This window comes from Virgibacillus tibetensis, assembly GCF_036026595.1.
Lineage (GTDB): Bacteria > Bacillota > Bacilli > Bacillales > Amphibacillaceae > Virgibacillus_P > Virgibacillus_P tibetensis.
Map to the genome: position 1 here is coordinate 74,166 of NZ_JARZFX010000008.1, position 26,047 is coordinate 100,212.

General features: G+C 38.1%; 22 protein-coding genes and 2 riboswitches. Of the genes, 15 read left to right on the plus strand and 7 right to left on the minus strand.

The window, feature by feature from the left end:
• Positions 1 to 110: 110 nt before the first annotated feature.
• Complete coding sequence (locus QGM71_RS14920; RefSeq protein WP_327608355.1) at positions 111 to 1,667, plus strand: BCCT family transporter; 1,557 nt, start codon at positions 111 to 113, stop codon at positions 1,665 to 1,667.
• Between the two features lie 191 nt (positions 1,668 to 1,858).
• Here QGM71_RS14920 and QGM71_RS14925 read toward each other — a convergent pair whose 3' ends face one another.
• Positions 1,859 to 2,473 (minus strand): YdhK family protein, encoded by a 615-nt coding sequence (locus tag QGM71_RS14925; RefSeq protein WP_327608356.1) that lies wholly within the window; start codon positions 2,471 to 2,473, stop codon positions 1,859 to 1,861.
• Positions 2,474 to 3,178: 705 nt separating this feature from the next.
• Between QGM71_RS14925 and QGM71_RS14930 the strand changes: the two genes are divergently transcribed.
• Positions 3,179 to 3,787: a hypothetical protein gene (locus tag QGM71_RS14930; protein WP_327608357.1), complete on the plus strand. Its 609-nt coding sequence runs from the start codon at positions 3,179 to 3,181 to the stop codon at positions 3,785 to 3,787.
• Between the two features lie 195 nt (positions 3,788 to 3,982).
• Here QGM71_RS14930 and QGM71_RS14935 read toward each other — a convergent pair whose 3' ends face one another.
• The 3 genes from QGM71_RS14935 to QGM71_RS14945 all read right to left on the minus strand — a co-directional run bounded on the left by QGM71_RS14935 (position 3,983) and on the right by QGM71_RS14945 (position 7,174).
• A complete protein-coding gene (locus QGM71_RS14935; RefSeq protein WP_327608358.1) occupies positions 3,983 to 5,623 on the minus strand; it encodes a sodium:solute symporter family protein in 1,641 nt (546 codons plus the stop codon).
• 159 nt (positions 5,624 to 5,782) lie between these two features.
• A riboswitch (SAM riboswitch) is annotated at positions 5,783 to 5,890 on the minus strand.
• 182 nt (positions 5,891 to 6,072) lie between these two features.
• Positions 6,073 to 6,489, minus strand: a complete 417-nt coding sequence (locus tag QGM71_RS14940; RefSeq protein WP_407703039.1) for a disulfide oxidoreductase — start codon at positions 6,487 to 6,489, stop codon at positions 6,073 to 6,075.
• A gap of 10 nt (positions 6,490 to 6,499) precedes the next feature.
• A complete protein-coding gene (locus tag QGM71_RS14945; RefSeq protein ID WP_327608360.1) occupies positions 6,500 to 7,174 on the minus strand; it encodes a DsbA family protein in 675 nt (224 codons plus the stop codon).
• A gap of 243 nt (positions 7,175 to 7,417) precedes the next feature.
• Between QGM71_RS14945 and QGM71_RS14950 the strand changes: the two genes are divergently transcribed.
• The 8 genes from QGM71_RS14950 (at position 7,418) to QGM71_RS14985 (ending at position 16,969) form a co-directional block, all read left to right on the plus strand.
• Positions 7,418 to 9,247, plus strand: a complete 1,830-nt coding sequence (locus tag QGM71_RS14950; RefSeq protein ID WP_327608361.1) for a MotA/TolQ/ExbB proton channel family protein — start codon at positions 7,418 to 7,420, stop codon at positions 9,245 to 9,247.
• On the plus strand, positions 9,237 to 9,929 hold the full coding sequence (locus QGM71_RS14955) for an OmpA family protein (RefSeq protein WP_327608362.1): 693 nt from the start codon (positions 9,237 to 9,239) through the stop codon (positions 9,927 to 9,929). The genes QGM71_RS14950 and QGM71_RS14955 overlap by 11 nt, the downstream gene beginning before the upstream one ends.
• Positions 9,930 to 10,127: 198 nt before the next feature.
• A riboswitch (SAM riboswitch) is annotated at positions 10,128 to 10,228 on the plus strand.
• A 217-nt stretch (positions 10,229 to 10,445) separates the two neighbouring features.
• The gene (locus QGM71_RS14960; protein WP_327608363.1) at positions 10,446 to 12,014 is read left to right on the plus strand and encodes a class I adenylate-forming enzyme family protein; all 1,569 of its coding nucleotides are present in this window, start codon (positions 10,446 to 10,448) and stop codon (positions 12,012 to 12,014) included.
• Positions 12,015 to 12,036: 22 nt separating this feature from the next.
• Positions 12,037 to 12,819: an enoyl-CoA hydratase/isomerase family protein gene (locus QGM71_RS14965; RefSeq protein ID WP_327608364.1), complete on the plus strand. Its 783-nt coding sequence runs from the start codon at positions 12,037 to 12,039 to the stop codon at positions 12,817 to 12,819.
• 110 nt (positions 12,820 to 12,929) lie between these two features.
• Entirely contained in the window at positions 12,930 to 13,979 is a 1,050-nt protein-coding gene (gene dctP / locus QGM71_RS14970; protein ID WP_327608365.1) for a TRAP transporter substrate-binding protein DctP, read from the plus strand.
• A gap of 68 nt (positions 13,980 to 14,047) precedes the next feature.
• A complete protein-coding gene (locus tag QGM71_RS14975) occupies positions 14,048 to 14,518 on the plus strand; it encodes a TRAP transporter small permease (RefSeq protein ID WP_327608366.1) in 471 nt (156 codons plus the stop codon).
• Positions 14,519 to 14,538: 20 nt separating this feature from the next.
• Positions 14,539 to 15,852: a TRAP transporter large permease gene (locus tag QGM71_RS14980; RefSeq protein ID WP_327608367.1), complete on the plus strand. Its 1,314-nt coding sequence runs from the start codon at positions 14,539 to 14,541 to the stop codon at positions 15,850 to 15,852.
• 361 nt (positions 15,853 to 16,213) lie between these two features.
• Complete coding sequence (locus QGM71_RS14985) at positions 16,214 to 16,969, plus strand: SDR family NAD(P)-dependent oxidoreductase (RefSeq protein ID WP_327608368.1); 756 nt, start codon at positions 16,214 to 16,216, stop codon at positions 16,967 to 16,969.
• A 408-nt stretch (positions 16,970 to 17,377) separates the two neighbouring features.
• On the opposite strand, the gene QGM71_RS14990 is transcribed toward QGM71_RS14985, so the two are convergent.
• Complete coding sequence (locus QGM71_RS14990; RefSeq protein WP_327608434.1) at positions 17,378 to 17,920, minus strand: transcription repressor NadR; 543 nt, start codon at positions 17,918 to 17,920, stop codon at positions 17,378 to 17,380.
• Positions 17,921 to 18,254: 334 nt separating this feature from the next.
• Between QGM71_RS14990 and nadC the strand changes: the two genes are divergently transcribed.
• From nadC to QGM71_RS15015, 5 genes are all read left to right on the plus strand, one after another.
• Positions 18,255 to 19,100 carry a carboxylating nicotinate-nucleotide diphosphorylase gene (gene nadC / locus QGM71_RS14995; protein WP_327608369.1) on the plus strand — a complete coding sequence of 282 codons (846 nt, stop codon included), beginning with the start codon at positions 18,255 to 18,257 and terminating at the stop codon, positions 19,098 to 19,100.
• Complete coding sequence (locus QGM71_RS15000) at positions 19,097 to 20,167, plus strand: TAXI family TRAP transporter solute-binding subunit (RefSeq protein WP_327608370.1); 1,071 nt, start codon at positions 19,097 to 19,099, stop codon at positions 20,165 to 20,167. Before nadC ends, QGM71_RS15000 begins: the two co-directional genes overlap by 4 nt.
• A 43-nt stretch (positions 20,168 to 20,210) precedes the next feature.
• Complete coding sequence (locus QGM71_RS15005) at positions 20,211 to 22,187, plus strand: TRAP transporter permease (RefSeq protein WP_327608371.1); 1,977 nt, start codon at positions 20,211 to 20,213, stop codon at positions 22,185 to 22,187.
• Between the two features lie 196 nt (positions 22,188 to 22,383).
• Positions 22,384 to 22,947 (plus strand): sigma-70 family RNA polymerase sigma factor, encoded by a 564-nt coding sequence (locus tag QGM71_RS15010; protein WP_327608372.1) that lies wholly within the window; start codon positions 22,384 to 22,386, stop codon positions 22,945 to 22,947.
• Positions 22,948 to 23,068: 121 nt separating this feature from the next.
• Positions 23,069 to 23,845, plus strand: a complete 777-nt coding sequence (locus tag QGM71_RS15015) for a class I SAM-dependent methyltransferase (RefSeq protein WP_327608373.1) — start codon at positions 23,069 to 23,071, stop codon at positions 23,843 to 23,845.
• A 124-nt stretch (positions 23,846 to 23,969) separates the two neighbouring features.
• Here the strand turns inward: QGM71_RS15015 and bioB are convergent, their stop codons facing one another.
• Together bioB and QGM71_RS15025 are read right to left on the minus strand one after the other, a co-directional pair.
• A complete protein-coding gene (bioB, locus tag QGM71_RS15020) occupies positions 23,970 to 24,962 on the minus strand; it encodes a biotin synthase BioB (protein ID WP_327608374.1) in 993 nt (330 codons plus the stop codon).
• A 12-nt stretch (positions 24,963 to 24,974) separates the two neighbouring features.
• Positions 24,975 to 25,577, minus strand: coding sequence for a biotin transporter BioY (locus QGM71_RS15025; RefSeq protein WP_327608375.1), 603 nt, complete (start codon positions 25,575 to 25,577; stop codon positions 24,975 to 24,977).
• Between the last annotated feature and the right edge of the window lie 470 nt (positions 25,578 to 26,047).

The following is a 26,047-nucleotide window of genomic DNA, read 5'->3' on the forward strand; positions in this document are numbered from 1 at the left end:
CCAATCCATAAGTCCCGTAAAAATAAGCTTAGTTTGCGTTTAATAAAGCAAGCAAGCGGTAATAAGATAGAGTAGATTTTACATCACATGATAATTGGAGGTTTCTTGTAATGCTTAAAAAGAGAGAGAAGTCAAACAAGAGGAGACTGATAGATTATCGGATTTTTACTCCGTCTCTATTAATTATTATTGCCATAAGCATTCCTTTTTCTTTGTATGAGAAGGAATCGCTGGAATTATTAAATAGCATTTTCGATAAAATTGTAGCAGGTTTTAAATGGGGCTATATTTGGTATGGAATCATTCTTGTTGCCGCGGGTTTATTTCTATCTTTTTCAAAGTATGGAAATGTAGTACTGGGCGATCCGCTGGAGAAGCCGAGGTTCACATTATTTGAATACGCATCGATCTTAATTGCTATGGGACTTGGTTCTACGATTATGAGAACTGGTATGGTGCAGTGGACAGCTGTTGCAAATGATCCACCTTTTGGAGTGGAAGCCCAGTCTACAGAGGCGCTGCTGTGGGGGAATTCCTATGCAATGTTTATGTGGAGCTTCCAGGTGTTTGCGATCTTTGTGATGGCAGCACCTGCGATGGCGTATATTCTCCACGTTCGGAAGAAACCGTTTATGCGAATTTCCGAAGCATGCCGTACCATTTTTGGCGATAAATTTACCGATGGATTAGGTGGAAAAGTACTTGACGTTATTTTCCTTGTAAGTATCCTATCTGGGGCTGCTGTTACACTGGGTTTGGGAGCACCGATTATAACCTATAACCTCGCTGAATTATTTAACATTGAAGTTACGTTTACTTTAACGTTAATTGTGACACTTATCTGGGTATTTTTATTTTCTATTAGTGCTTATTTGGGAATTGAGAGAGGTATTAAACGATTAAGTACTTTTAATATGTACCTTGCTGCGGCTTTTGCTGTATTCATTATGCTGGTAGGACCTGGTATATTTATTTTAAATTACTTTACGGATAGTGTTGGTTTTTTACTATCTAATTATATGAATATGTCTTTTTATACTAACTCACTGGATATGGAAGGCACGACCCATATTGAAAGCCACACTGTCTTCTGGTTTGCCTACAGTGCGACATGGGCCATGCTGCACAGTGTATTTGCGGCAAAGATATCCCGTGGTCGTACTATAAAAGAAATGATCTTAACTTATTTACTAGCACCCACTCTTATTTCATGGGTCGCAACAGGTGTCCTTGGAGGTCTTGGTGTACACAGGTTTCTTACTGGTGAGATTGATGTATTGAACATGGTGCAAGAGCAGGACGAAATGGCAGTTATCCCAGAAATATTGTTATCACTGCCTTTATCAACAATTGCGATTGTCGTTTTTGTGATTATTGCAATGGTCTTTCTGACTACGACGCTGGATTCAACAACCTATACAATAGCGTCCTATACAGGCACAGAGAATATGAGTAAAGCCGAGCCATCAAGAAGTTTACGAATTATTGTTGCTGCCATCATCACTGTAGTGGCCCTACTTTTGATGAGAATAGGAGGACTGGCTCCCCTGGAAGTACTATCCGGACTCATGGGATTACCAATTATCATTATCCAGTTCTTAACCATCTACGCCGCCAAGAAAATGATGGACGAAGACAGAGCATGGATCCATAACGTGCGGGATTAGGTCCCTCCCCGCTTTTTGTCGAATGTATCAAAGACCAAATAAAACAAAAAGGAGAAGTACCGTTCATTCCAGAACGGTACTTCTCTTTAGTCAAACAAATCGTATACCCTTAATTGATGGGAAATACGTAAGTTAGCACTTAATACCTAACCTCTTTCAGCAGTTTTTAACGTTCTATTCTACTATTACATCTACTCGGAAGGGGCCAATTCATTTTCAATGACCCATTTATGGTTTTTAATTTCTTCTCCACCAGATTCTGGAGTAAAGTCCACCATGTATACTGTCGTTTCTTCAGATGAATCAATCACTGCGGTTGCACCTTCCATCCCTTCCATGTGAGATGCCTCCATTGTAACTTCGGTTCCTGGTTCTAACGGTGCTTCACCAGGATCTTCTAATTCTTCATGGATCACCCACTTATGGTCTTCTACGGGCTCTCCACCAGTGGTGGGTGTAAAGGATACAGAATAAGCAGTGGTGTCATAAGCGCCAGCAATGGTTGCTTCGGCCCCATCCATTGACTCCATGTCCATATGTTTTACTTCAATGATGGCTGTACTTCCAACTTCATAGGTTGGGTTTTCTGCTTCCTGCAAATCCTCAGGGACTTCACCAGAACTTGACATATGTTCGTGCATATCCTCATTCGAATGATCGGAATCAGGTTCAGTCTCCATACTAGTATCTTCCTGAGTTTCCTCGTTCTTCGGATCCGTTTCATTCTCACTGTCACCACCACATGCCCCTAAAAGGAGGGCAGCTATAAACAATACAAAGCCTAACCAGAATTTTTTCCTATTCATTTGTATCCTCCTTTAAAAATTAGTTTCTGTGGTGTAATTCCCTGTTACTTTTTATTTTAACCCTTATTTCTGCTGATTCTCTTGAGTCTTTTTACATTTATCATTTAGACTTATTATGTCTACTGCAATTAAAAATATAAGAATTCTTTAAAAAGGGAGCAGCGAATAATTTAGTGGAAGTTATTAATATCTATCTTACCGTTTTTTGAAATCAACTAGAGGATAAGAGAATACCAGAAAAAGAAAGTGGCATGGATTTTACGACAGTCACTTATCGGAAGTAAGAGTGCCACCCGACAAAAAAAGTGAACGGACTTCAAAAACATATCGTCAATAATACATCGCATGAAATTGTTAGGAATGCTCATGAAAACAATTGTGACGTTATTGTATTCGAATACCTCGGTAAGATGAAATGAGAGGGGATTTTGGGGTGCGGTATTTTATTTCGAAGAATCCAAAAACCCATTTCTGAAAAGAAGTGGTGGCTCTCCAGGCAAGTTCTTGGGTTGTCAAAGAGAACACAACAGACCTTATCCTCATTAATTTATCTTATTCCGGCGCAGAAGATGGCTTAACCGCTAGTTTTGTACTGTATTTAAGATAAGGGATGCTCCGTAAAAATCTATGATTTAGGTAGAGAGGTTCACTAGAATTATCATTGTACATCAGGTAATATTAAACTATATTTCAGGAGGGATAAAGATGGATGTATGGTATGTAAGTTATGGTTCCAATCTTTGTGAGGATCGATTTATGTGTTACATCAATGGTGATATTCCCCACGGGTCGGAAACAAGGGAACTAGGGTGTATAGACAAAACTGCCCCGAAAAGAAGTGTATTGGCTGAGTTACCTTATCCTTTATACTTTGCCAAAGAACGCAGCAAATGGGGAACAGGTGGGGTAGCCTTTATCGGTCATGACCCAATTGAAAGTGAACGAACGCTCGGCAGGAAATATCTTATTACGGACGAACAGTTCTCTGAAATTGTTGCTCAGGAGAACAAGCAGCCGGGATTGGAAATAGATCTGCAACGTGTAATACGTGAAGGCAGTTTAACGATAACGGAAGGCTGGTACGGAACGATCATTTACCTGGGCGAGGAGGTTGGTTTTCCGATGTTCACATTTACAGCTAACACACCAATGGATGAAGCAATATTCTCGAAGCCATCGGAAGCCTATATAACTACTATCGGCAGGGGTTTAACTGAGCTTGGGTTAAACGAAGAGGAAGTCAAAGATTACTTTCTCCATAAAAGAGGTATTGAAGGAAACTTTACCTCCGATACATTACCTTTTGGTATTTAGATCCTGTTGCTTCCCGCATTTCGCCGTCTGGTCCGAGGACCCAAATGCATCGTTTCTAAAGAAATATTTTTGCTTCCCAGGATTACTTTGGTATGATCGCAACGGTTTTAAGCAGGTATGCTAATTCAATAATATATCCAATCAAACAAAGAGTAAAGGGCGCCAGGGGAAGGGAGATGACCCCCTGCGTCCACTTTATCTTCCATCAGCAGCTTTGTGCTCTATACCCAGTATTTCCTCATGATATTCTTTTTTTGTTGACGGTATAAAGATAATCGCAGCAATAAACAGACTGATTAAAATAGTGAATATGAACATTCCAATTAAACCTTGTTCGTGTAAGGATTGAAAATTTAAACTCAAAAACAGACTAATCAATGCTCCAAACCCCAGTGCATAATGTCCTTTTTTTGCGCTTGAAGAGAATAAGTTGAATTTCAACACGAATGCATTTTGCACCAATGTAATTAGGACGAGTGTGCTGATGTTTGCTGACATTCCTACCCAAACAGGGTGGATATTTAAATAAAATTCATTTGGCAGCCAGCCACCAATATGGTACCAGGTAACTCCAGATAAAAACCCAGCAATCATAGAACCTACCACCGCTTCCTTGGTCGCCAACCTCCAGAATAAAGCTGCTACGACTGGAGCAAAGGTTGCAGAATTCCTCATTGTCCATGCTAAGATATTCCACCATGCTGATTGCTCTGTTCTCGTTAATCCAAATATAATCATGAGGCCTGTAAGAATAAGTAATGATTTTTTCGTATAATTAATAAGCTGTTCCGATGTAGCAGAAGGATTTAGCGCACTCCCTACGTCTTTCCCCAGACTTGTAGCCCCAGAAAATTGGCATGGCGCTCCCCAGCCAAGTGCACAAGCCCAAATGCCAAGGAAGAATAATGCTACAAGTGGTGCAGGCAGCACCTCCATTAGGTATTGTGGTAATGCCACCAGTCCAAGTCCAGAATCAGGCGCCACGATAGCCGCAGATATTCCAAACAGAATACCTAGTATGATAAACGGGATGCCAAAAACGGCAGCTAATTTCAGTCCTTTTTGTCCTTCTTCAGGTGTTTTGCATGACAAAGCCATTTGAAAGGCCGCTTGCGCCAGGATTACATTTACCAGGAATGTTCCAAACCAAGCAACAATAATTTGTGTTCCAACACCATTTAATTCAAACATTTTCGGATTCACTGCTGCATATTCACGTAAACCATCGATGCCAGGATTTATAAAAAATGCAATGATTCCTATCGCAAACATGATAATAAAGATAAATATGTTTATCGTTTGTGTGAAGGCTATAGACCACATCCCACCCGCTTTCAAGTATGCGTACAGCAGTAAAGCGGTAAAGGCAACGGATAGTGACAATGAAATCCCTGTAAAGACGTGTACAGCCGAAGCAAAGGCAATCGCTGTTGCAACAGACCACATGGGAAAGGCAAAAGCTGTTATCGCTCCACCGATACCAAGTGCTGCTCTACCATAGCGCTCCCCGATCAGCCCAGATACTGTAACTACAAGTTTTTTTCTGAAGGGTCCAATAATAATAAAGGCAATTAGTAATACTTGGACCGTTTCGGCAACACCATACCAAATGGCTGATATCCCTGATAAATAAGATAGTTCAACAATAGAAATAAACGTGGAACCTGAAAATAATCCTGTAATGCAAAACGCTACTATCCATTTATTAAAACCGCGCCCTCCAACAAAATACCCATTATCCTTTGCAGCTTTCTTTCTGGAAATATTCCCAGCAAGAATTAATCCGAATGTGTATACAATAGCAAATGAAATTAACCACCAGCCATATGATGTCATTGTTATTCTGCCTCCCATTTATAAATCAAAGTTAAGTAATGTGAATAGTCGTATTTATGTCAGTAAACAGCTACTGGTTTCTTCTTAAAAACAAAAACCCTCCTCTCAATTAAGATGAGAGGAGGTTGATTATAAATTAGTAACAACACGTTCCAATTCATCTCATCTTTAGAATACCGGGGTATTCTTCTGAAATTAGCACCATGTAATCAATTACTGGTTGCTGAAGCCTCAAAGGGTCAGTCCCTCCGCTTCTCTCGATAAGAAAACAAACTATTCATTTTTTAAATTAAGATAAATTGTAATGATTCAGAGTAGATTAGTCAATACATTTTTATGATTTATATAAAATAGATTAGTAAGTCCTAGATGATACGATTCAGCATTTAAAAACGCTACCGCTCATACTTTAGAACAGAACGGTAGCTCATAATGAATAAAATGGTATGCTATTTTGCTCTTGGTATTCTGATAAGTAGCATCAACACAATAATCATGCTGAATGCGGTAAATGCCAGAAAGGGGATAGTGATAAACCCAAGCCAATTAATATATTCTGCACTGCATGGTATTCCGTCCGCGCATGGTTTGATTTTAGCAAATCCCGGTATCTTCTGCTCCAAATAATGAAATAAAGAAACAGCCCAGCCGATGATTGCCAATGGGAGCACATATTTCTTAACTGTAAAATCACTCTGAAATGTGCCTATTCCCAGAAGCAATGCTAGCGGGTACATAAGAATTCGTTGATACCAGCAAAGCTCACATGGAATAAACCCACGTACTTCGCTAAAGTAAAGGCTGCCTAATGTTGCGACGAGGGAGACCAGCCAGGCAGCATATAAGAAAAGTTGTCTGCTATCCAAATTCTTCATATTAGTTACCTTCTAATTCACTTTCTATCGCATTCGCAATGGCATCATAGTCAAATGGATCCTCAATCATTATGTTGTTAACCATAATGGTTGGAGTTAATTCTACGTTAAATTCGGTTACTAATTCAGTGTCTTTGTTTACTTCATCTATTTCAGTGTTATTTTTTACATCGGACTCTAATTGTTCTGTGTCAATGCCGGATATACCGTCGGCAACTTCAAGAATGGTCTCCATTGTCAGCCATTCTGTATCATGGCCGCCTGCTTGCTTGTCGTATATGCCTTTATGGAAATCCCAGTATACCTCCGGATTTTGCTTATACACCGATTCAGCTGCTAATGACCCTAATTTTGATTCTTCACCATGAAAAAGAACATTAATATAAGCAAATTGTACTTTCCCGGTATCCACATAGTCTTCTATTAATTGCGGAAAGAAGTTATCCCCCCATAATTTGCAGGATGGACATTTAAAATCTCCAAATTCTACAACTGTTACAGGAGCATCACTGTCACCTAAGGTAGGTTGTCCTTCTGTTGGCGGCTGTTTAACCAGGGAATCACCTTCACCAGTTTCAGAATTGCTATTAACTATCATGACTAATGCCACTATTAAAACAACAACAGCCAGCGTAATAATAACGATTGTTTTTAAGGGCGATTTATTTGTTTTCATCAAAGCACCTCTCCTTCGTATTTCCTGTTAATAATATCATTAATCTATTGCTCGTTTCAGGTATACATTGCATTGTTCAAACTATCGACATAAATTACAGATTTGAACAGTGCACTGTTCGTATATTTTTCTATTCATGATTTGGACATGCTTGGAATATGTATGAAGATAGGGGCTGTAAACTAGTGGTCGCTTCTGACAACAATGCATGGCACTTGGAATCTTTACATAGGGGGAAGCCTGATGGTGGAGTCAATTTTACGATTAGTCACAAGTGAGCAAAAAGCGGAGGCTATTTTAGCAAATCCGATGATTGAGTTTATTTTTATGATATTGTTTGTTGCATTTGCCGTCACACTGTTGCTACATGTAACCTTGTTCAGCAAATTAAAAAAAATCAGGAATTACGTAAAAGAGACCAATCGAATGGATATAGATCCATTAAATTTGTTTAAAGAACAGTTTGACAAAAAACAGCAGACAGAGACCGTGAAAGTGGAGACCTTCGTGCAGGAGAAGTTCTCAAGCTGGCGCGTGTATCATATGCCTGTCGTCAGTCTGATTAAAATGATACAAATGACTGTATCTATATTCATATTGATCGGTGTACTTGGAACGTTTATTGGCCTGACAATATCTTTGGGGAGTATTAATTCTGATGGAGATCAATTGGTTGAAAATGTAGCTGGTGTACTATCGGGGATTGATGTCGCTTTTTATACAAGTATTGTTGGGATGGGCTTTTCATTAATTATGACCGTACTCATTAAATCACTTAATACAGAGTATATGCTGACCGATATTATGTTGAAAACAGAGTCATTGCTAGAAGGACAAGAACAAAACGGTATCAGTCGGCTGATTGATGTGTCGGAAACGATTAATCAGTCCATCGTTCATCTTCAGGAAACGAATCAGCAATCTTTACAGGGAATTGAAGCAGCATTTACAGGATTTCAGGAATACACAGCAGGATTACAGGAGTCGGCCAAGGATTTGGCACTGTTCAATGAAGGTCTTTCTGATAATCTGCAGGAATTTCACCAGCTGTTCTATTCAATGAAAGAAGTGACAGATGGGTTTGGAATAGGAACCGCCAAGCTAAACAAAAACTTTGATGCGCTATTTACCTATTTTAAAAAAATGGATGGAAGAAATGAGCGGATGGCCAAGGCATTTGAAAATACCTATGAGAAAATGCAGGAGGTTTCCAATACGCAAATGGAAACACTTCATCAATTTGAGAACTCTGTAGTCGATTTAAAAAATTTCACCTCTTCTCTTTTGGATAGCCAAGAGTCGGTTCAGACTACATTTGAGAAAATTAACGAAAAAAGCAATGATCTCGTGGAGAAAATGGAATCACATAATAAGGAGTTCAGACAGGTTTTCGGTGATGACCTTACTTCAAAGCTTGCTGGAATTATGACTTATTTACGTGAGCTTTCAGGTGATTTCGATAAGATGGGCGATTCGATTGTTAAACTGCCCCAAGCACTGGATGTTATTAATCAAACACAAGCCGAATACAAGCACCTCTTGTCGGATCGTTTTCAGGAGCTAAAGGAGTTCAACCGAACATTTAGTAATCACCTCCATGCCCACAGCAAAGATTCACAGGCATTTGAAAAACAAGTGAAGGATGCTGCAAACTCGTACGAACAGGTAGGAGTAAAAAATAATCAGCTGATCTATGAGATAAATGCAGCAATATCGCAAATGACTCAGTCGTTTACTCAACGGGAAAACCAGATGAAAGCCAGCGTAGGTATCTTGAAAGATACGCTTGCAAATTACGTAGCTAACCTCGAAGGAACGCTCGGAGGGAAGCTGGATATAGTGGCTGGAAAGATTGCAAATTCCGTTGAAATAACAAATGAGGGAATAGCTAAGGAATTCAGAGAAATACGCCGAGTAACCGAGGAAACCCAGCAAAGCAATGCCAGGTATACGCAACAAATGTTACAGGAGCTCAATCGGGAAATTCAAACGTTAAATCAGCAGCTGAATTCACTTGGTCAGCTGGCGGGTAAATGGAATACTGGACCAAGGTTGAATCAAAATGAATACTAAATACCAGCGACTTTTTAAAAATGATCAAGAGGAAGGACATTTCTGGCCTTCTTTTACCGACTTGCTGACAGTCATCCTACTATGCTTCATGTTAATATTCATTATTATGATGATCATTAAATCACTGCAAATAGAAGAGATGAAACGAACAATCGATCAAATTATGGGAGTAAGAGCTGAGCTTGTAAGCGAGTTAAAAGAGGAGTTCAGTGGCTCTTCCTTGGGGGTTGAGGTGGATGATAAGACAGGTGCAATCATATTCAGCACGGAGATATTATTCACATATGATAATGCTGAACTGAAGACGGAGTCTTTTCAATTTTTGGATGAGTTTATACCTAAATACTTGGACATCCTGCTGCAAAGCGGATACGAAGAATATATTGCCGAGATAATTATTGAAGGACATACTGATCGGGACGGCAGCTATTTATACAACTTGCAGCTTTCTCAAGAAAGGTCATACAGTGTTGCCTCTTATATTCTGAGTGAGGAATTTCCGTATAAAAATATTCAAAGCCATTTAGAAGAAAAATTAACAGTAAACAGCAAGTCCTTTTCCGATTTCCGAAGCGATGAAAACGGAGAGTACAGTGCCGAGGACTCCCGCCGAGTAGAATTCAAATTCCGCCTTAAAGACGAAGAAATACTAGAAAGAACAAGAGAGATTTTGGGGAAGTAATTGCCGGAAATGGAATGGTTATAAAACCACAAAAAAAGCTGACGTGTTCCATGTTCCATCAACCGGGTTAAACAGAATTGCTTCTTAAATTCTTTTCTTAATAACTATCAAATTTTTATTATTTTTTAGAAAACACCAGAAAATAATATTGACAATTAAAATTATATAAGGTAATGTAATTGTCAATATCATATTTATTTCTTATCAAGAGAGGTTAAGGGACTGGCCCTATGACACCTCGGCAACAGACTATTTAGTACTGTGCCAAATCCAGAAAGCGAAAGCTTTGAAGATAAGAAGAGAAAGTATATAATGTACTTCAAACCTCTTCTTACTTAGGAGAGGTTTTATTTTTGTTTATATTGAAGTATTCCTATGTGTTTAATTGTTTATTCAGGAGAGTTTTAACAATAGGAGGCGTTATATCATGGAATGACAGCTGAATAAACAAGGGAAATTATGGCGTGTTAAGTAAGTTTTTGAAAGTTACATAACGTATTAGTCGGAGGTATCAGTATGAGTCAATCTCTTTTAACTTTAAACGAATTATTTACGAATTCATTTCGTAATCACGGCGAAAAAACAGCATTACATTTTGGGTCACAAAAAATGACCTATCGTGAATTACATCGTGCAGCAAATCAGGTGGCACATGCTTTGATAGAACATGGGGTAGAACGAAATACACGAGTAGCTCTACTGCTTTCTAACAGTCTTGAATATGTGGCCAGCGAGTTGGGAATCTATTTTTCCGGAGGAACACTTGTCCCTATGAATGACATGTTGAGTGAGAAAGATATTTACCATATTTTGAAGGATTCCGGGGCTAAAGTGTTACTAGTAGGAGAACAGTTCTTTTCAAATATTGAACATATCAAATCAGATCTACCAGAACTAACAACAATTGTAGGTATTACTAATTCGGAAAAAACTACTTCTACTAATTTTATTACATGGGACGATTTTCAAAGTAGTCAACCAGATCATGATATAGATATCTCTATTACTCCCGAAAACAACTCAAAAATTATATATAGTGGAGGAACTTCTGGGTTGCCGAAGGGCGTTGTGGACAGTCACAAAACAACCTTTTTAACTTATATTTCAATGATGGATGAAGTAAATATACGGGAAGATGAGAAAATCCTTTTAATGACTCCATTACCACACGCTGCAGGACTCTATTTAATGGCTGGATTAGTAAGAGGAGCTGAAGTTTTTATTGAAAGTAAGTTTGATACGAAATTGTTGCTGGAGCATATTGAAAAAAACAAAATTACTTTTCTTAGCTTAGTTCCGACAATGATTTATCGAGTGCTTGATTTCATGGAAGGAAAGAATGTTGATGTCAGTTCAATACGTACCATTCAATATGGAACTGCGCCTATAACAGTTGGGCGTCTACGGCAAGCATTAGATATATTCGGTCAGGTTTTTATTCAAGCATATGGTCAGCAGGAAACACAAAATGTCGTGACATGGCTTAAAAAAGAAGATCATCGAACGGATGAAGAATATTCACATCTGTTGTCAAGCTGCGGGAAATCAACATTTTTTAGCCGGATTAAAATTGTAGATGGGAACGGTTGTGAGGTATCTCGTGGCGTAAAAGGTGAAATTGCAGTCAAATCTCTTACAAATATGATTAGGTATCATAATATGCCTATCGAAACGGCTGAGACATTAAAAGATGGGTGGGTATACACTGGCGATATGGGTGTTATGGATGAAAAAGGATACCTTTATCTATTAGACAGAAAAAAAGACATGATTATTAGCGGAGGAATGAATGTTTATTCTTCCGAAGTAGAAAATGTTATTCAAGAGCATCACGGTGTCCGACAAGTTGCAGTTATTGGAATACCGGATAGTGATTGGGGAGAAGCGGTAACAGCTTTTATTATTCCAAAAAATGAAAGTGTAACTGTTGAAGATATACAGGAATATTGCAATCAGACACTTTCAAAGTATAAAAAACCAAAAGTAATACATTTAGTTGAATCTTTACCTTTGACACCATATGGGAAAGTGGATAAAAAAGTAATTCGAGCACCATATTGGGATTCGGCAGTAAGACAAATTTAGTAATGAGGTTAGGTGAAAAAAAATGAACTTTGAAACCATTCATTTAGAGAAAAAGAATGACGTCTTATGGGTATGGTTAAATCGGGAAAACAAAGTTAGTACAATTAACCTAAAAATGATGAAGGAATTAATTGGATTAGCAGATTGGTTAAGAGAAGAAAGTGAGATAAAGTTCGTGGTTTTTACAAATAAAGGGAAACTATTTTCTGCAGGATTTGACTTATATAATTTTAATGAAGAGATTGAAAATAAAGATGAAGCTCCTCAATTTATTAGATCCATGTCAATTATAGGGCAGGAATTGATGAGGAAATTAGAAAATCTTGAACAGATATCAATTGCGGCACTACGTGGCTCCGCTTATGGTGGTGGCGTTGCTATAGCAATGACTACAGATTTTCGACTAATGGCGGATGGGACAGTATTCAACTTGCCGGAAACCAATGTAGGTTTGTTTTTAAATTGGGGATGTACGCCAAGGCTGGTTAAGGCTGTTGGGGCTTTAAAAGCTAAAGAAATAATTATGCTGTGTGAAGATATTACCTCCGACGAATGCAGTCACTTGGGCCTTGTTAATAAAGTTGTGTCGACAGAAAAACTGGATAATGAGGTGGATCAGCTCATCGAGAAAATTAGAGGGAAAGGATATTATTCTATACGGATGACAAAAAAGTTGGTGAATGCTTCTATTATGGCAAACGTAGGTGATGTTTTCATTAATGAACCCGAATTAGCAGAAAGAGTAATAACATCAGGAGAAACAAAGGAAAAAGTAGATAAGTTTATGAAACGAGCTCAAAAGTAACCATCTTTTTTGAAATAACTATCTAGGCACAAGAGAAGACACTAAGATTACGAGGATAGTAGATGAGGAAAGAAAAGTCGATCGTTATTTTAAAGGAGGAGAAAAATAATATGAAAAAAAATAGTGTAGTGATAGTTACTATCATCGTAGCTGTACTAGTATTGGCTAGCTGTGGTAAAGAAGGAAGTACTAGTGGTAAAGAAGTATATGAGTTTGATTTTAATGTTCAGGCCCCACCCAATCATAAATTCAATACAGATACTGTAGAACCGTGGGCAGAATTTGTAGAAGAGGAAACGAATGGTCGAATCAAGATAAATGTTTTTTCCAGTGGAGCTCTCGGTGCATATGAAACAAGTTTACAAGATATCAAAGGTGGAGTATATGATATCGGTTATGCTAATCCAAGTCTTCAGCGTGATACCGAGCTTTTCCCATTAACAATAGGGGAATTACCGTTCGCTATCAATGATTCGTTCAAAGGGAGGAAAATACTGGAGCAATTTAATGAAAAGTACGTATCAGATAGTTATGAGGGTACCACTTTTATGTCTGTTGTCTCATCAGATTCCTATCAATTAGTTAGTAAAAAACCTGTCGAGTCATTCTCAGATGTAGAAGGTAAAAAGATAAATGCAATTGGAAACGAGAGGGCTGATTTGGTTGATGCATGGGGTGGGGCCCCTGTAACCTTAGGCTTGAGTCAAATGTATGAAGCCCTTGAGAGAGGAACTGTTGACCAAGTAATTTATCTGGGAATTGGGGCAGTGGGGTACAAGTTATTCGAAGTTGCTCCAAATTTAACGAAATTAGATATGGGTGCTATGAATTTTGTTTATATGGTAAATTCACAGTCTTTGGATCAATTGCCAGAAGATTTAAGAGAAACTTTTTTAGAAAAGTTAAGTCCGAAGTTAGCAGAATTAACAGCTGAGATGTATACCAATGAAGAGCAAAAGGCCTTCGAGGAGTTTGAAGCCCAGGGAGGTAATGTAACAACTTTAGAAAACAAGGACTTACAAGAATTTAAAGATTCATCAGAAGTGGTATGGGAGAATTGGGTAGAGGAAGCAAATAAGAAAGGATATCCTGGTGAAGAAATGATGAACTATTTTAAAGAATTACTAGAAGAGGAAGAAATGGATATCCCGTTTGAGTAATTGAAAACTATAAAACTCTATCGATAAATAAAACGTTTGTATTTGCTGGATTGTGAGGAGGAAAAGCAATGCGTTTCTTTATTAACTTAACTCACTATATTACTAAAATTAATAAATGGGTAGTTTTTTCTACATTGGTACTATTGATGCCCCTAGTAACATTTTTTGCGATATCAAGAAGTCTAGGATACCCAGTCTTAGGAGATGTTGAACTTGTTCAATTTTCCATGGTTCTTATAATTATGGGTTCCTTAGCATTTACTGAATCAACAAATTCACATATTTCTATTGGGATCATAGTTGATAAACTACCATCTTTTTTTCAAACAATTATAGATATTATTGCTCAATCCCTTACTATTGCTTTTTGTTTTATTATTTGTTGGGTGTTTATTATAAAAATGAATTTTTTGGAGTCTTCCATGTTGCTGGGGATTCCTTATTACCCTTTCTATATACTCATTGTAATTGGTTTCGCCGGTTGGGGACTAGAGGCCATACTTAAATTTTTAGAATCTATAAAGAAACTAATTCACTAAAGTAAATGGAGGGATTTAAGTTGTACAATGAAATGGTTGGTTTAATAGTAATCCTTTCTGTGTTTACTTTACTGTTTTTACGTATTCCAATTGTAATTTCCATGGCAATTCCTGCCTGCATAGGAATACTATATTTGAGGGGATGGGAAACGCTTTCTACAGTTATAAACAGTATTATATGGACGCAAAGTTTTAACTATACATTAAGTACGATACCTTTATTTGTATTAATGGGACAACTATTATACGCCGCAGGAATCAGTTCCGATTTGTTTAAAACTTTTCGGAATTGGTTTGGTAGGTTTAAAGGTGGCTTGGGTTTAGCTACGATTGGATCATCTGCCATGTTTGGGGCATCGTCTGGTTCGAGTTTAGCGACTACAGGGACAATGGGGGTAATCGCAACCAAAGAAATGTTGCGGGGAGGTTACAGTAAAAGTTTAACTGGCGGATCGATTGTCGCGGGTGGAGCGTTAGGCATACTAATCCCTCCCAGTACTACATTTATTATTTATGGGATGATAACAGAGACGTCAATTGGTAGACTTCTACTAGCAGGAATTATTCCCGGGCTTTTATTAACGCTTTTTTTTATGCTTACCATTTATATTAGTGTACTAGTAAAACCAGGTTTAATATCTAAACCCCAGGATATGGAAAGCAACGTTAGTTGGAAAGAAAAATTTATCTCCCTGAAAAGTAACGTACCAATTATTTTATTGTTTATAATAGTAGTTGGTGGAATATACATAGGTTTTCTTACAGTTATCGAGGCAGCTGCTGTTGGAGCTTTTGGAGCATTTCTAATTGGAATAGGTAGTCGGAAATTAAATAAAAAGAACTTTGCTGAAGCGGTATTAGGAACAATAAAAACTACCGGTTTTTTATTCGCAGTAATACTGGGAGCATTTGTATTGAATTACGTTTTGACGATTACTCGTCTTCCTTCCTCATTAGCAGACTTTTTATTTTCATCAGCCCTGTCACCACTTATGATTTTTTTACTAATAGTATGTATGTATATTGTTTTGGGAGCTGTTATGGATACGGTAGCTATGCTTGTTGTAACTATACCTATCGTACTACCAGTGGTTGAGATGATGGGATATGATTTAGTATGGTTTGGGGTAATTGTTGTGCTACTCATCGAAATGGCACTCATTACGCCTCCAATTGGGATGAATTGTTTTGTTTTAAAGGGAGTAACAGATGAATTATCACTAGTAGATATTTTTAAGGGAGCATTCCTATTCGTTATCCCTATTCTTTTATTGATTACACTTATCTATATCTTTCCTAATATTGCATTATTTTTACCAGATACAGCATTCTAGTGGAAACATGTTTAAAGGACTTGCGTAGAGGATTGTTTCTAATTAAGTAGTACAAAACAATATACTGAGAAAATAGTAAAGACACCATTCTAGTAAATGGTGTCTTTACTATTTTTAACTGTACCTTGATTAAAACAGAGGCTGATTAACTACTGCTGTTTGGAGTGTAAGACATGAATTTTTGACGTCTCTGTTCAATAGGGACACGTAGGTTTACAAATTTTTAAAAAGCAATAAAACTGGTATGTGAAGGGAAAGATACAACGAAAGCATTTTCTTTGATTAATCTTTAAAGTAGGGTTATAATTAATATGAATTAAAGATAATTTAATTCAGAGTAAAATTTAGGAGGTATTACACAATGGAAAGACTATCAGGAAAAGTTGCAGTAATTACAGGTGGAGCAGGTGGCATCGGTAAAGTAACAGCAGAAAGGTTTTTAAAAGAAGGCGCTAAAGTTGTTTTAGTAGACTTGTTTGAGGAGTCACTTAGTAAAGCAAAAGAAGAACTGGCTTCATTTGGTGAAATACTTACAGTCCAAGCGGACGTTTCAAAAGAATCTGAAGTAGAGAATTATGTTAAAAAAGCAGTTGAACATTTTGGTAAAATCGATGTTTTCTTTAATAATGCAGGAATTGAAGGGAAAGTAGCTCCTCTTGTCGACCAAAAAATGGAGGACTTCGATCAAGTTATGAGCGTTAATGTACGTGGAACATATTTAGGATTGAAATACGTTCTACCAATCATGACTAAACAGGGTGATGGTAGTGTTATCAATACTTCTTCTGTAGCGGGATTGAACGGTAGTCCAGGCGTTTCACCTTATATTGCATCTAAACACGCTGTAGTGGGAATAACAAAAGCAGCAGCAATAGAAGTAGCTAACGCAAATGTACGAGTAAATTCTATTCATCCATCACCTGTTAATACAAGAATGATGCGTTCTTTAGAAGAGGGAATGAATGTAGAAGAAGAAACATTAGCAAAAAGTATTCCATTAGGACGTTATGGAGAATCAAGTGATATTGCAAATTTAGTTTTATTCCTAGCTTCTGATGACAGCACATTTATCACAGGAGTTCAGTATAGAGTTGACGGTGGTATGGGAGCCTTATAAGTTTTGTAACTTCCCGGTTTTTGGCGAATTTTGTCGAACGGGATGGCCCCTCCTTACGGTAAGTCAACATCGAATCGCTACGGGATAAGGAAGGCTGATTAAAGCCGGGCTTGTGCTCAGGCGTCGGTATACCCACAGAAGTGAGCATTTTTTCTTTTGGATGAACTTGATTTATCGCCAGAAATGGCGAAAGTCAAGTAAATATAATACTCTGGAGTGAATCTCATACGGGCAGTGGAAGATCGACTAACTGCGCCGCTTCGCGCGGCAACGTCGACCCACCGGCAATGTGCAGGCGCAGGTCGTACGGCAATAACCGGGCGCCCTGCACTTTGTTCTTCTACACAAAGGACTGTACTAATTATTTTCATTGATCCCTATTTTTTCGTGAGTTTTAATTGGGTTTTATTATTGTACCAGGATTCCTGCTTTTTTTAAATCGTTGCATGCTGCATTGATTTTATTCATTGTATCAGCTTCTAATGTATGCAAATGAATTCCTTCAGTTAGAGTAGACAAGTAGGTGGCATTCGTTTCTTTTATTCGTTTTACAAATTGGTCAACTTCTGCTCGGTTACTTACCATAACTGACGCGGTTAAATCTCCATACACTGCATGCTCGACGATCACATCTCTTACGAGTACACCATGATCAACTAGGCAATATAATTCTTCCTGCGTTTGTTCTGGTGTGTGATTACATACAACAACCAATTTCTGTAAATCTTCGTTTTGTTGCTGATTGATAAGCATATAGCCCTGGCTTGTTGCAATGATTGGTTCATTTTTTGCTTTTAAAATGGATACATCCTGAACGATTACCTGTCTGCTTACATTCGTTTTATTGGCAAATTCACTACCAGTAATGGGACTTTCCGTTTCTTTTAACATGTTCATGATAAGATTTTGGCGCTTGATCGAAGACATTTTATCTTGATCTTTCACGTTTATCTACTCCTCTATGTATAAAAAATACTAATCTATACTATGATCTTGTATACCTTATCCTATGATGTTACAACAGTAGAGTCAAATTCACATAAAAATTCACTTGCTATTATAATAGTCTTATGTAAATATAGATGTCAAGACAACTGAATATACCTAAGTTTTTTAAATCAACGTAGAAGGGATGGACATAAAGGGATTTACACAATCAACCGTTCCAAGAGGCGGATGGTGAGTTCACAAATGCTAAGGCATTAATTATTTATTTTAATGTGAATATTTTCACATGTTGATTTTTAAAATAATACAAATGATAAACGTTAAAGGGGTTAAGAAAATGAATCAATTAAAATTACGAACTCAAATTCAGTCCTTTTTACTTGAGGATATTGGAGATAATGATATTACCAGCCAGGCTATTTTTCCGCACGACCAAGTGGGTAAAGGTGTGTTTATTGCTAAGGAAGAAGGAATTATTTCCGGTTTAGAGGTTATTAAAGAGGCCTACCATTTACTTGATTCACAGATTCAGGTTAGCTTATGTTTTGCTGATGGGGACTGGATATCTGCTGGTGAAACAATTGCAGAAGTAGAAGGTCCAATTAGACATTTGCTCACAGGTGAGCGTGTTATTTTAAATCTAATCCAACGAATGAGTGGGATCGCCACGATCACTACTAAATGTGTGGATGCACTAAATGATCCTTCCATCCAGATCTGTGATACAAGAAAAACAATTCCGGGGCTGCGCATGTTTGATAAATATGCCGTGATAACAGGTGGTGGTAAAAATCATCGGCAAGGTTTATATGATGGTGTGATGATAAAGGATAACCATATTTCTTTCGCTGGATCAATTAAAAAAGCTATTCAATCTGTTCGGGAAACAATTGGTCATATGGTTAAAATAGAGGTTGAAACAGAAACGAAGGAAGAGGTGATGGAGGCAGTCGAAGCGGGGGCGGATGTAATCATGTTTGATAATCGTACACCAATAGAAATTAAGGAATTTATTGAGTGTGTACCAGATTCGATTGTGACAGAGGCTTCCGGGGGAATAACGCTGGATAATTTAGCTGCTTACTCTGGTACAGGTGTGGATTATATTTCACTGGGAACTATAACGCATTCTGTTCAAGCATTGGATATTAGTTTTCAAGTGAAAGAGGGGAGAAAAAAGTGAGATTAGTAGAAAAGCTTAGTCGTAAGTATAGAATTAGGTTGCTACTTGGGTTAATGCTGATCGGTCTAGTAATATTGGTTGCTTGTAAGGGCCCAGAAGAAAAACCTTCCAAGACAGACGTATCCGGTGAAGCATCCGGATCAGTAGAATCAACTGTAAATGGTTCCATTCAAACAACGATTATAGGCGGGCGTACAGGAGGAGCATGGTCTGTATTTACGGAGGGTATCGCAGAGTCCATTCGTCGGGATAACAATAATTCACTTGTAACTGTAGAACCAGGTGGAATTGTCGAAAATCCACTTACTGTTGGTACGGGTAAAATTCCGTATGGTTTGTCCTATGCAATGACTGGCTACGCTGCTTATAGTGGGGATGAACCTTATGATCAGGCTTATGAAGATATTCGGGCAATAAGTGTAGTTATACCTTCTAATTATTATCAGTTTATTGTAAGGGCAGATATGGAATATAATTCTTTGGATGCGATGATGGAAAATCAGGCGCCACTACGCCTGGCTGTCGATCAAAAGGGTTCAGCAGGTGAAAAGATCACAAGAAGTATTTTACAGGGGTATGGTGTTACGTATGAAGATATTATTTCTTGGGGCGGATCTGTTGATCATTTAGGTGGAGCAAAAACGTTTGAATTAATGAGTGATAAACGTGTCGATGCTACCGGGGACGCTGTGTCTGTTCCTTCAAGTGACATTATCGAAGCCTCAACAACACTAGATCTGCAAATTTTATCGATAGATGAGAAAATTATTCAAGCTGTATCAGAAGATCTCGGAATGGTACCAGGTACGATTGAAGCTGGTAGTTATGAATTTTTAGAAGAAGATGTAGATACAGTTAACACGCCAGCTATTTTAATTGTGCATAAGGATGTACCAGAAGAAGAAGTCTATCAGGTTACTAAAGCAATTCATGGAAACCTTGATTACCTAGGTACGGTGCACGAGGAATTTAAAAATTTAACGGTTGAAAGTATGATAAACGTTGGTAATGTACCACTTCACCCAGGTGCAAAGAAGTATTTCGAGGATCAAGGATTGGTTCATTAAATTTAAAATCCAAACTGTAGGTTCTTGGAAGGGATGTGGATTTATGGGCATTATGAATAGGTTAGCACCTTGGTTCAAAGAAGGTAACCGTCGTGAATTATCAGGGATTCATTTACCATTATTTACTATTGTTGCATTTGCATTATCAGTCTACCAGATATGGTCTGTCGTCTGGGGGAAATTGGATCCAATTAACCAAATGGCAATTCATTTATCGTTTATATTAGTTCTAACTTTTTTATTATATGGCTATCCTAAAAAAACCAAGAAGAATCGCTCAGGTAATTTCCCAACTAGTATTGATTATAGTTTCGCTTTCCTTGCGCTTGCAGCAGGTATATACTTTACAATCCATGCAGAGCGTATTGCAGAAAGAATCCCTATTATGAATCCATTAGGAAATTTGGATATCTTTTTTGGATTGATAATTGTACTTTTAAGTATGGAAGCGGCGCGCAGAACTATTGGTTTTCCTATTATAGGTATTGTCCTAATCGGTATTTCGTATGCTTTATGGGGGCATCATCTTACTGGTTTATGGAGTCATCGGAAAATGTCACCCATCGAATTTTTGGATGAACTTGCTTTCAGTTTTAATGGTCTTTGGGGTTCCCCTATTTCAGTTGCGGCTTCATTTGTATTCATGTTCATGTTGTTTGGGTCTTTTTTACAAAAAGCAGGTGCTGGGGAGTTTTTTTTCAAACTTTCTACAGCCATTGCTGGAAGATCGAAAGGTGGAGCAGCTAAGGTAGCAGTTCTTGCGAGTGCTTTTTTTGGTTCTATTTCTGGAAGCCCAACAGCTAACGTTGTTACAACTGGTTCCTTTACGATTCCTGTAAGTAAAAGAACAGGCTATAAGCCATCGTTTGCTGCAGCAGTAGAAGCTGCTGCGTCAACTGGAGGAAGTATATTGCCGCCAATCATGGGTTCGTCAGCATTCTTGATGGCTGCAGTAACACAAATGCCATATGGGTCCATTGTTATCGCTGCAATAATCCCAGGTATTCTATATTATGTGTCGTTAATAACCCTCGTTCACTTTGAGGCATTGCGATTGGATTTACCGCGTGCCACTAAAGAAAATATTCCACGAATGACTCAAGTTCTGAAAGAGGGATGGTATTATTTTATTCCTTTAATTGTTTTAGTATTTTTGCTAGTACATGGTTACAGTGCTTCGAGAACTGCTTTTTATGGCATCCTGTCCATTGTAATTGTGAGCTGGTTCCGTAAAAGCAAACGAATGGGACTAAAAGAAATCGTCAGTGCAATGGTTTTAGGAGCAAAATCTTCCATAGCCGTTACAACTGCTTGTGCGGCAGCAGGGCTAGTAATAGCTGGTATTATGTCCACCGGCCTTGGAGGGAAATTAACCAGTATTGTTCTTGGTTTGACGGAAGGAATGCTCCTCCCTACATTACTTTTAATCATGCTTATTTGTATTATATTCGGGATAGGAATGCCTGTAGCGGCAGCTTATATTTTAACAGCAATGTTAGCAGCACCAGCACTTATCGAATTAGGTGTTTCTAACATGGCTGCACATCTATTTATCGTCTATTTTTCCATTTTCTCAGCGATAACACCTCCGGTTGCAGTAGCAGCCTTTGCGGCAGCTGGGATTGCCGGAAGTAATCCCAATCGGGTGGGATTAGAGGCTTTCCGGTTGGGATCGGTTGGTTTTATTGTTCCGTTTATGTTTGTATTAGAACCTTCATTACTTATGAACGGATCACTAGTACAAGTAATAATTTCTTTCATCACGGCATTGATAGGTGTTGTTACTTTGGCAGCAGGTTTAATTGGCTGGTTACTAATAAGGACCGTATTACTAGAACGGATCGTATTGATTGCTGCTGGTTTTATGGGCATGTACCCTGGTTTATTATCCGATGGAGTTGGTATAGCACTATTAATTTTGGTTTTATTTACTCAGCAAAGGCGAGGGATTGAGCCTTTTAAGTCAATTCGAAAACAGCCTGTGCGATTAGATGAGGGAGATTCGATGAGAATTAGTTAAATGGAGGTGTCACTTCCCGGTTTTGGGTGAAATTTTGTCGATCGGGATAAACTTTTCTTTTTCAATTCATGTGATATCCCTTTCATCAACCAAAAAAATAAAAAAGTTTTAAAAAGATGCCCCCTGAATAGGCCTCGTTTTCGATAGTAGTAGTGAATAGTACTATTCACTACTTTATAGAAGCGGGGCTTTTCCTATGAAAACAATAAATAACCAAACATTTGAAGAGATATACAAACAAAATGAAAGACGCATACATTTCTACATACATAAGCTGAAAATTAATGATCCACAGCAAGAGTTTTTTCAGGAAGGATTATGTGCGATGTGGAACGCCTATGAAACCTATCAACCAGATAAGGGGACAATGGCTACTTACTTCAATTATACGATACGTAATCGGCTGATTGATCATCTGCGAAAAGCAACGAAAGAAAATGAAGCTGAAAAAAAGCTGTTTGATGAAGTTGTATCTCATGCAGATACCGGCAATCGCGTGGGACGGAATGAAAAGCCATTACCACTAGTTTCTCTAACGGATTGTCTGGAAGAAGATACTGACCTTTGGAGAAACCTTAAGTCTCAACTTACTGAAAACCAGTGGAAATGGGTATATTTTTATATTATTGGCGAGCAATCACTAAAGGACATTGCCATCCAGGAGAACACAACTGCAGAAGCCGTGAAAAGCTGGGGAAAGCAGGTTCGCAGTAAGCTGCGAAAAGAAGAATTTCGTAAAAAAGTCGGTTGGGAGTTCTAAGGGAGCTGACATGCAGGAACTCCTTTAGAAAGAAATAAACATGCAGGAATTTATTCTGGGTTGTCGAATTAGGAATAGTATGGGGCTAAATCGACTGTTTATTTCAGGAGGATACGTACTAATGGATATATCGAAACATAATAGCATGGCATGGGATAAAAAGGTGGAGGAGGGGGCTGCTTACACGAAAGCAGTCAGTAAAGAAATTATTGAAAAAAGCAGAGCTGGAGAATGGGAGATTACAGTAACAACAGGTAAACCAGTACCACGCGAATGGTTTCCAGCAACATTAAAAGGATTGAAAATACTTTGCCTGGCCTCGGGAGGCGGGCAGCAAGGTCCCGTTCTCGCTGCGGCCGGTGCAGATGTAACGGTTACAGATATTTCAAGAAAACAACTGGAACAAGATGAAATTGTGGCTGAACGTGATGGATTAACACTGAAGACGGTTCACGGAGATATGATGGATCTCAACGATTTCGAGGATGGCTATTTTGATATGATCATTCACCCTGTATCAAATGTATTTGTAAAAGATGTCTTACCAGTATGGAAGGAAGCATCTCGAGTAATGAAAAATAAAGGAGTTCTTATATCCGGGTTTACCAATCCGCTTCTCTTTATTTTCGATGATGCTGAAGAAAGGAAAGGTAATTTAGAGGTGAAGCATTCTGTCCCTTCGTCAACATTAGATTATTTAGCTAAAGAGGATATAGAGGGCTACCTTAGTCAAAAACAAACAATTGAGTATGCACATACATTAGAAGATCAGATTCAAGGACAAGTAGACGCAGGTTTTGTAATTAGCGGATTTTATGAAGATGATTTTGGAGGGCGCAGAGTCCTGGACAACTATATTAAAACATTTATTGCGACAAAGGCGGTGAAAGTCGTCTAAACTGTCCCTGACATTTTCCCGGTCTACAGTGAACTTCAGCTGTGAATAAGTTGCAAATAAAAAGGAACTCAGAAGAGATTCGATGCTCTTCTGAGTTTTCGCTTCCTTAAGCTTTTTAATAGCACTATACCAAATCTTCTTCATTCACATAATCTATTTCAAAACCAAGATCTTCAATCATAATATGGTCTTTAGACCCTTCCTGACCAGCTGTTGTAAGGTAATCTCCTACAAAGATTGAATTCGCTGGGTATAGACCTAGTGGTTGAAGACTTCTTAAGTTGACCTCTCTTCCGCCGGAAATTCGAATTTCCTTCATCGGGTTAATGAATCGGAAAAGGCAGAGAACTTTTAAACAGTATGCTGGTGTTAGCTCATTCGTTCCTTCTAATAAAGTCCCATCGATTGCATGTAGAAAATTAACAGGTATGGAGTCGGCATCGAGTGCTTTCAAGGCTCTTGCCATTTGAATGACATCTTCCTTTTTCTCCTTCATACCTACAATTACCCCTGAACACGGAGAAATTCCGGCCTCCTTAGCATGATTTACAGTAGCTACCCTGTCATGGTACGTGTGGCTTGTAGTAATGTTGTCATGATGATGTTCGGATGTATTGATATTATGGTTATAGCGGTCAACGCCGGCTTTCTTTAATCGCTCCGCTTGTTCAGGTTTAAGTAAACCCAGACACGCACATACTCTCATATCGTAATTACTTTTGATTTCTTCAACTGCTGACGTTACAATATCCAGTTCCCGCTTTGATGGTCCACGGCCGCTTGCCACAATACAATAAGTACCTGATTGCAGACGGTGAGCTTGCTCGGCTCCTTTGATAATGGTTTCTTTATCCATCATCCGGTACTTTTGGATTGGAGCGGAAGAATCTCTTGATTGAGAGCAGTACCCACAGTTTTCCGGACAGAATCCGGATTTGGTATTGATAATCATATTCAGCTTTACCCGGTTGCCAAAATAATATTTGCGGACCTGGTAAGCACTATGTAACAGTTGCAATAGTTCATCATTTGGACATTCCAGGACATCAAGTGCCTCCTGATCACTTATTTCTTTTCCTTGCAGTACTTTTTCAGCTAACAGATTCCAATTTGTCATATTCTCACACCTTTAAGCTGTATTTTGTATTTTTCGAAAATTACTCCTTGCAATCAGTCTTTTTTCAAGGCGATAAGCTACTACACCTGCGCATGTTGATAGAATAATATCTTTAGGAAGAGGGAAAACCATCCAATACCAAACCATTTTGTAAGTGAGTCCTTCTGGTGCGTCAAACCAGAAAATGTAAGCAGCATACATCCAATTCGTACCGAAAATATAGTTGATAACCATTGCAACTAGTGCGGCTGATATGTACCTAGGAAAGCTGCGTTTTTTCTCTACCATTTTACCGGCTACGTAAGCTATTAAAATAAATGACACGATAAAACCAAACGTGGGAGACAATAGGATTGCTGCACCACCTTTAAACTGTGCAAAGACCGGCACTCCAGTTAACCCAAGAACCATGTAAGTAAACATAGATAGAGCCCCTAATCTACTTCCAAGAATAAGCCCGGACAAAATAGCAAAAAAGGTTTGTAACGTGATTGGTACACCGCCGATTACCATAAAAGGAGCAATAGACGTAATGTTTGCTCCTACAGCCATTAATGCAACAAACATGCTGCCAACAGTAAGATCTAGTGGTGTCCAGTAGTTTCTTGGTTTCATAGTTTTTCCTCCTCGTAGATAAGAATAAATGAAAGACAGAAACATTGTCAACTATAAAATATAATGGTTAACAATAAAACGTACACATATTCAGTTAACCAGCAATAGTGGTTTTATTTGTTGATGTATCTAATTTATTTTTCAAATTCAGAAACTATTGATATATTCACTTTCTTTAGTCATGAACTTTGGTACGATAAGAGTATGGCTATACATTCACATAAGTTAATTGGGAAATAACACCTTCCTATTTTTTATTAACCATCTTATCGTATATATAATTTGATAAAAGTAGGTGTATATAAAAATATGAGATTTTATCACAATTTAAGTTACAAAGAGAAATTCATGTATTTGGCATTTAGTTTTTGTATGAAATGGCAATCGGCATTATAAGTATGGCAGTATATATATTCATACCCAAAGTAACTTGACATGGAGCCTCTGTGGTAAAGGTCAAGGGCAATAGG

What these genes read in the sequence shown, in the direction of transcription:
- nadC (WP_327608369.1), top strand. Translation starts at nt 18,255, where the DNA reads ATGAATCAATTAAAATTACGAACTCAAATTCAGTCCTTTTTACTTGAG.
- QGM71_RS14930 (WP_327608357.1), top strand. Translation starts at nt 3,179, where the DNA reads ATGGATGTATGGTATGTAAGTTATGGTTCCAATCTTTGTGAGGATCGA.
- QGM71_RS14965 (WP_327608364.1), top strand. Translation starts at nt 12,037, where the DNA reads ATGAACTTTGAAACCATTCATTTAGAGAAAAAGAATGACGTCTTATGG.
- QGM71_RS14975 (WP_327608366.1), top strand. Translation starts at nt 14,048, where the DNA reads ATGCGTTTCTTTATTAACTTAACTCACTATATTACTAAAATTAATAAA.
- QGM71_RS14950 (WP_327608361.1), top strand. Translation starts at nt 7,418, where the DNA reads ATGGTGGAGTCAATTTTACGATTAGTCACAAGTGAGCAAAAAGCGGAG.
- QGM71_RS15010 (WP_327608372.1), top strand. Translation starts at nt 22,384, where the DNA reads ATGAAAACAATAAATAACCAAACATTTGAAGAGATATACAAACAAAAT.
- QGM71_RS14925 (WP_327608356.1), bottom strand. Translation starts at nt 2,473, where the DNA reads ATGAATAGGAAAAAATTCTGGTTAGGCTTTGTATTGTTTATAGCTGCC.
- QGM71_RS14920 (WP_327608355.1), top strand. Translation starts at nt 111, where the DNA reads ATGCTTAAAAAGAGAGAGAAGTCAAACAAGAGGAGACTGATAGATTAT.
- bioB (WP_327608374.1), bottom strand. Translation starts at nt 24,962, where the DNA reads ATGACAAATTGGAATCTGTTAGCTGAAAAAGTACTGCAAGGAAAAGAA.
- dctP (WP_327608365.1), top strand. Translation starts at nt 12,930, where the DNA reads ATGAAAAAAAATAGTGTAGTGATAGTTACTATCATCGTAGCTGTACTA.
- QGM71_RS15025 (WP_327608375.1), bottom strand. Translation starts at nt 25,577, where the DNA reads ATGAAACCAAGAAACTACTGGACACCACTAGATCTTACTGTTGGCAGC.
- QGM71_RS14960 (WP_327608363.1), top strand. Translation starts at nt 10,446, where the DNA reads ATGAGTCAATCTCTTTTAACTTTAAACGAATTATTTACGAATTCATTT.
- QGM71_RS14985 (WP_327608368.1), top strand. Translation starts at nt 16,214, where the DNA reads ATGGAAAGACTATCAGGAAAAGTTGCAGTAATTACAGGTGGAGCAGGT.
- QGM71_RS15015 (WP_327608373.1), top strand. Translation starts at nt 23,069, where the DNA reads ATGGATATATCGAAACATAATAGCATGGCATGGGATAAAAAGGTGGAG.
- QGM71_RS15005 (WP_327608371.1), top strand. Translation starts at nt 20,211, where the DNA reads ATGGGCATTATGAATAGGTTAGCACCTTGGTTCAAAGAAGGTAACCGT.
- QGM71_RS14945 (WP_327608360.1), bottom strand. Translation starts at nt 7,174, where the DNA reads ATGAAAACAAATAAATCGCCCTTAAAAACAATCGTTATTATTACGCTG.
- QGM71_RS14935 (WP_327608358.1), bottom strand. Translation starts at nt 5,623, where the DNA reads ATGACATCATATGGCTGGTGGTTAATTTCATTTGCTATTGTATACACA.
- QGM71_RS14955 (WP_327608362.1), top strand. Translation starts at nt 9,237, where the DNA reads ATGAATACTAAATACCAGCGACTTTTTAAAAATGATCAAGAGGAAGGA.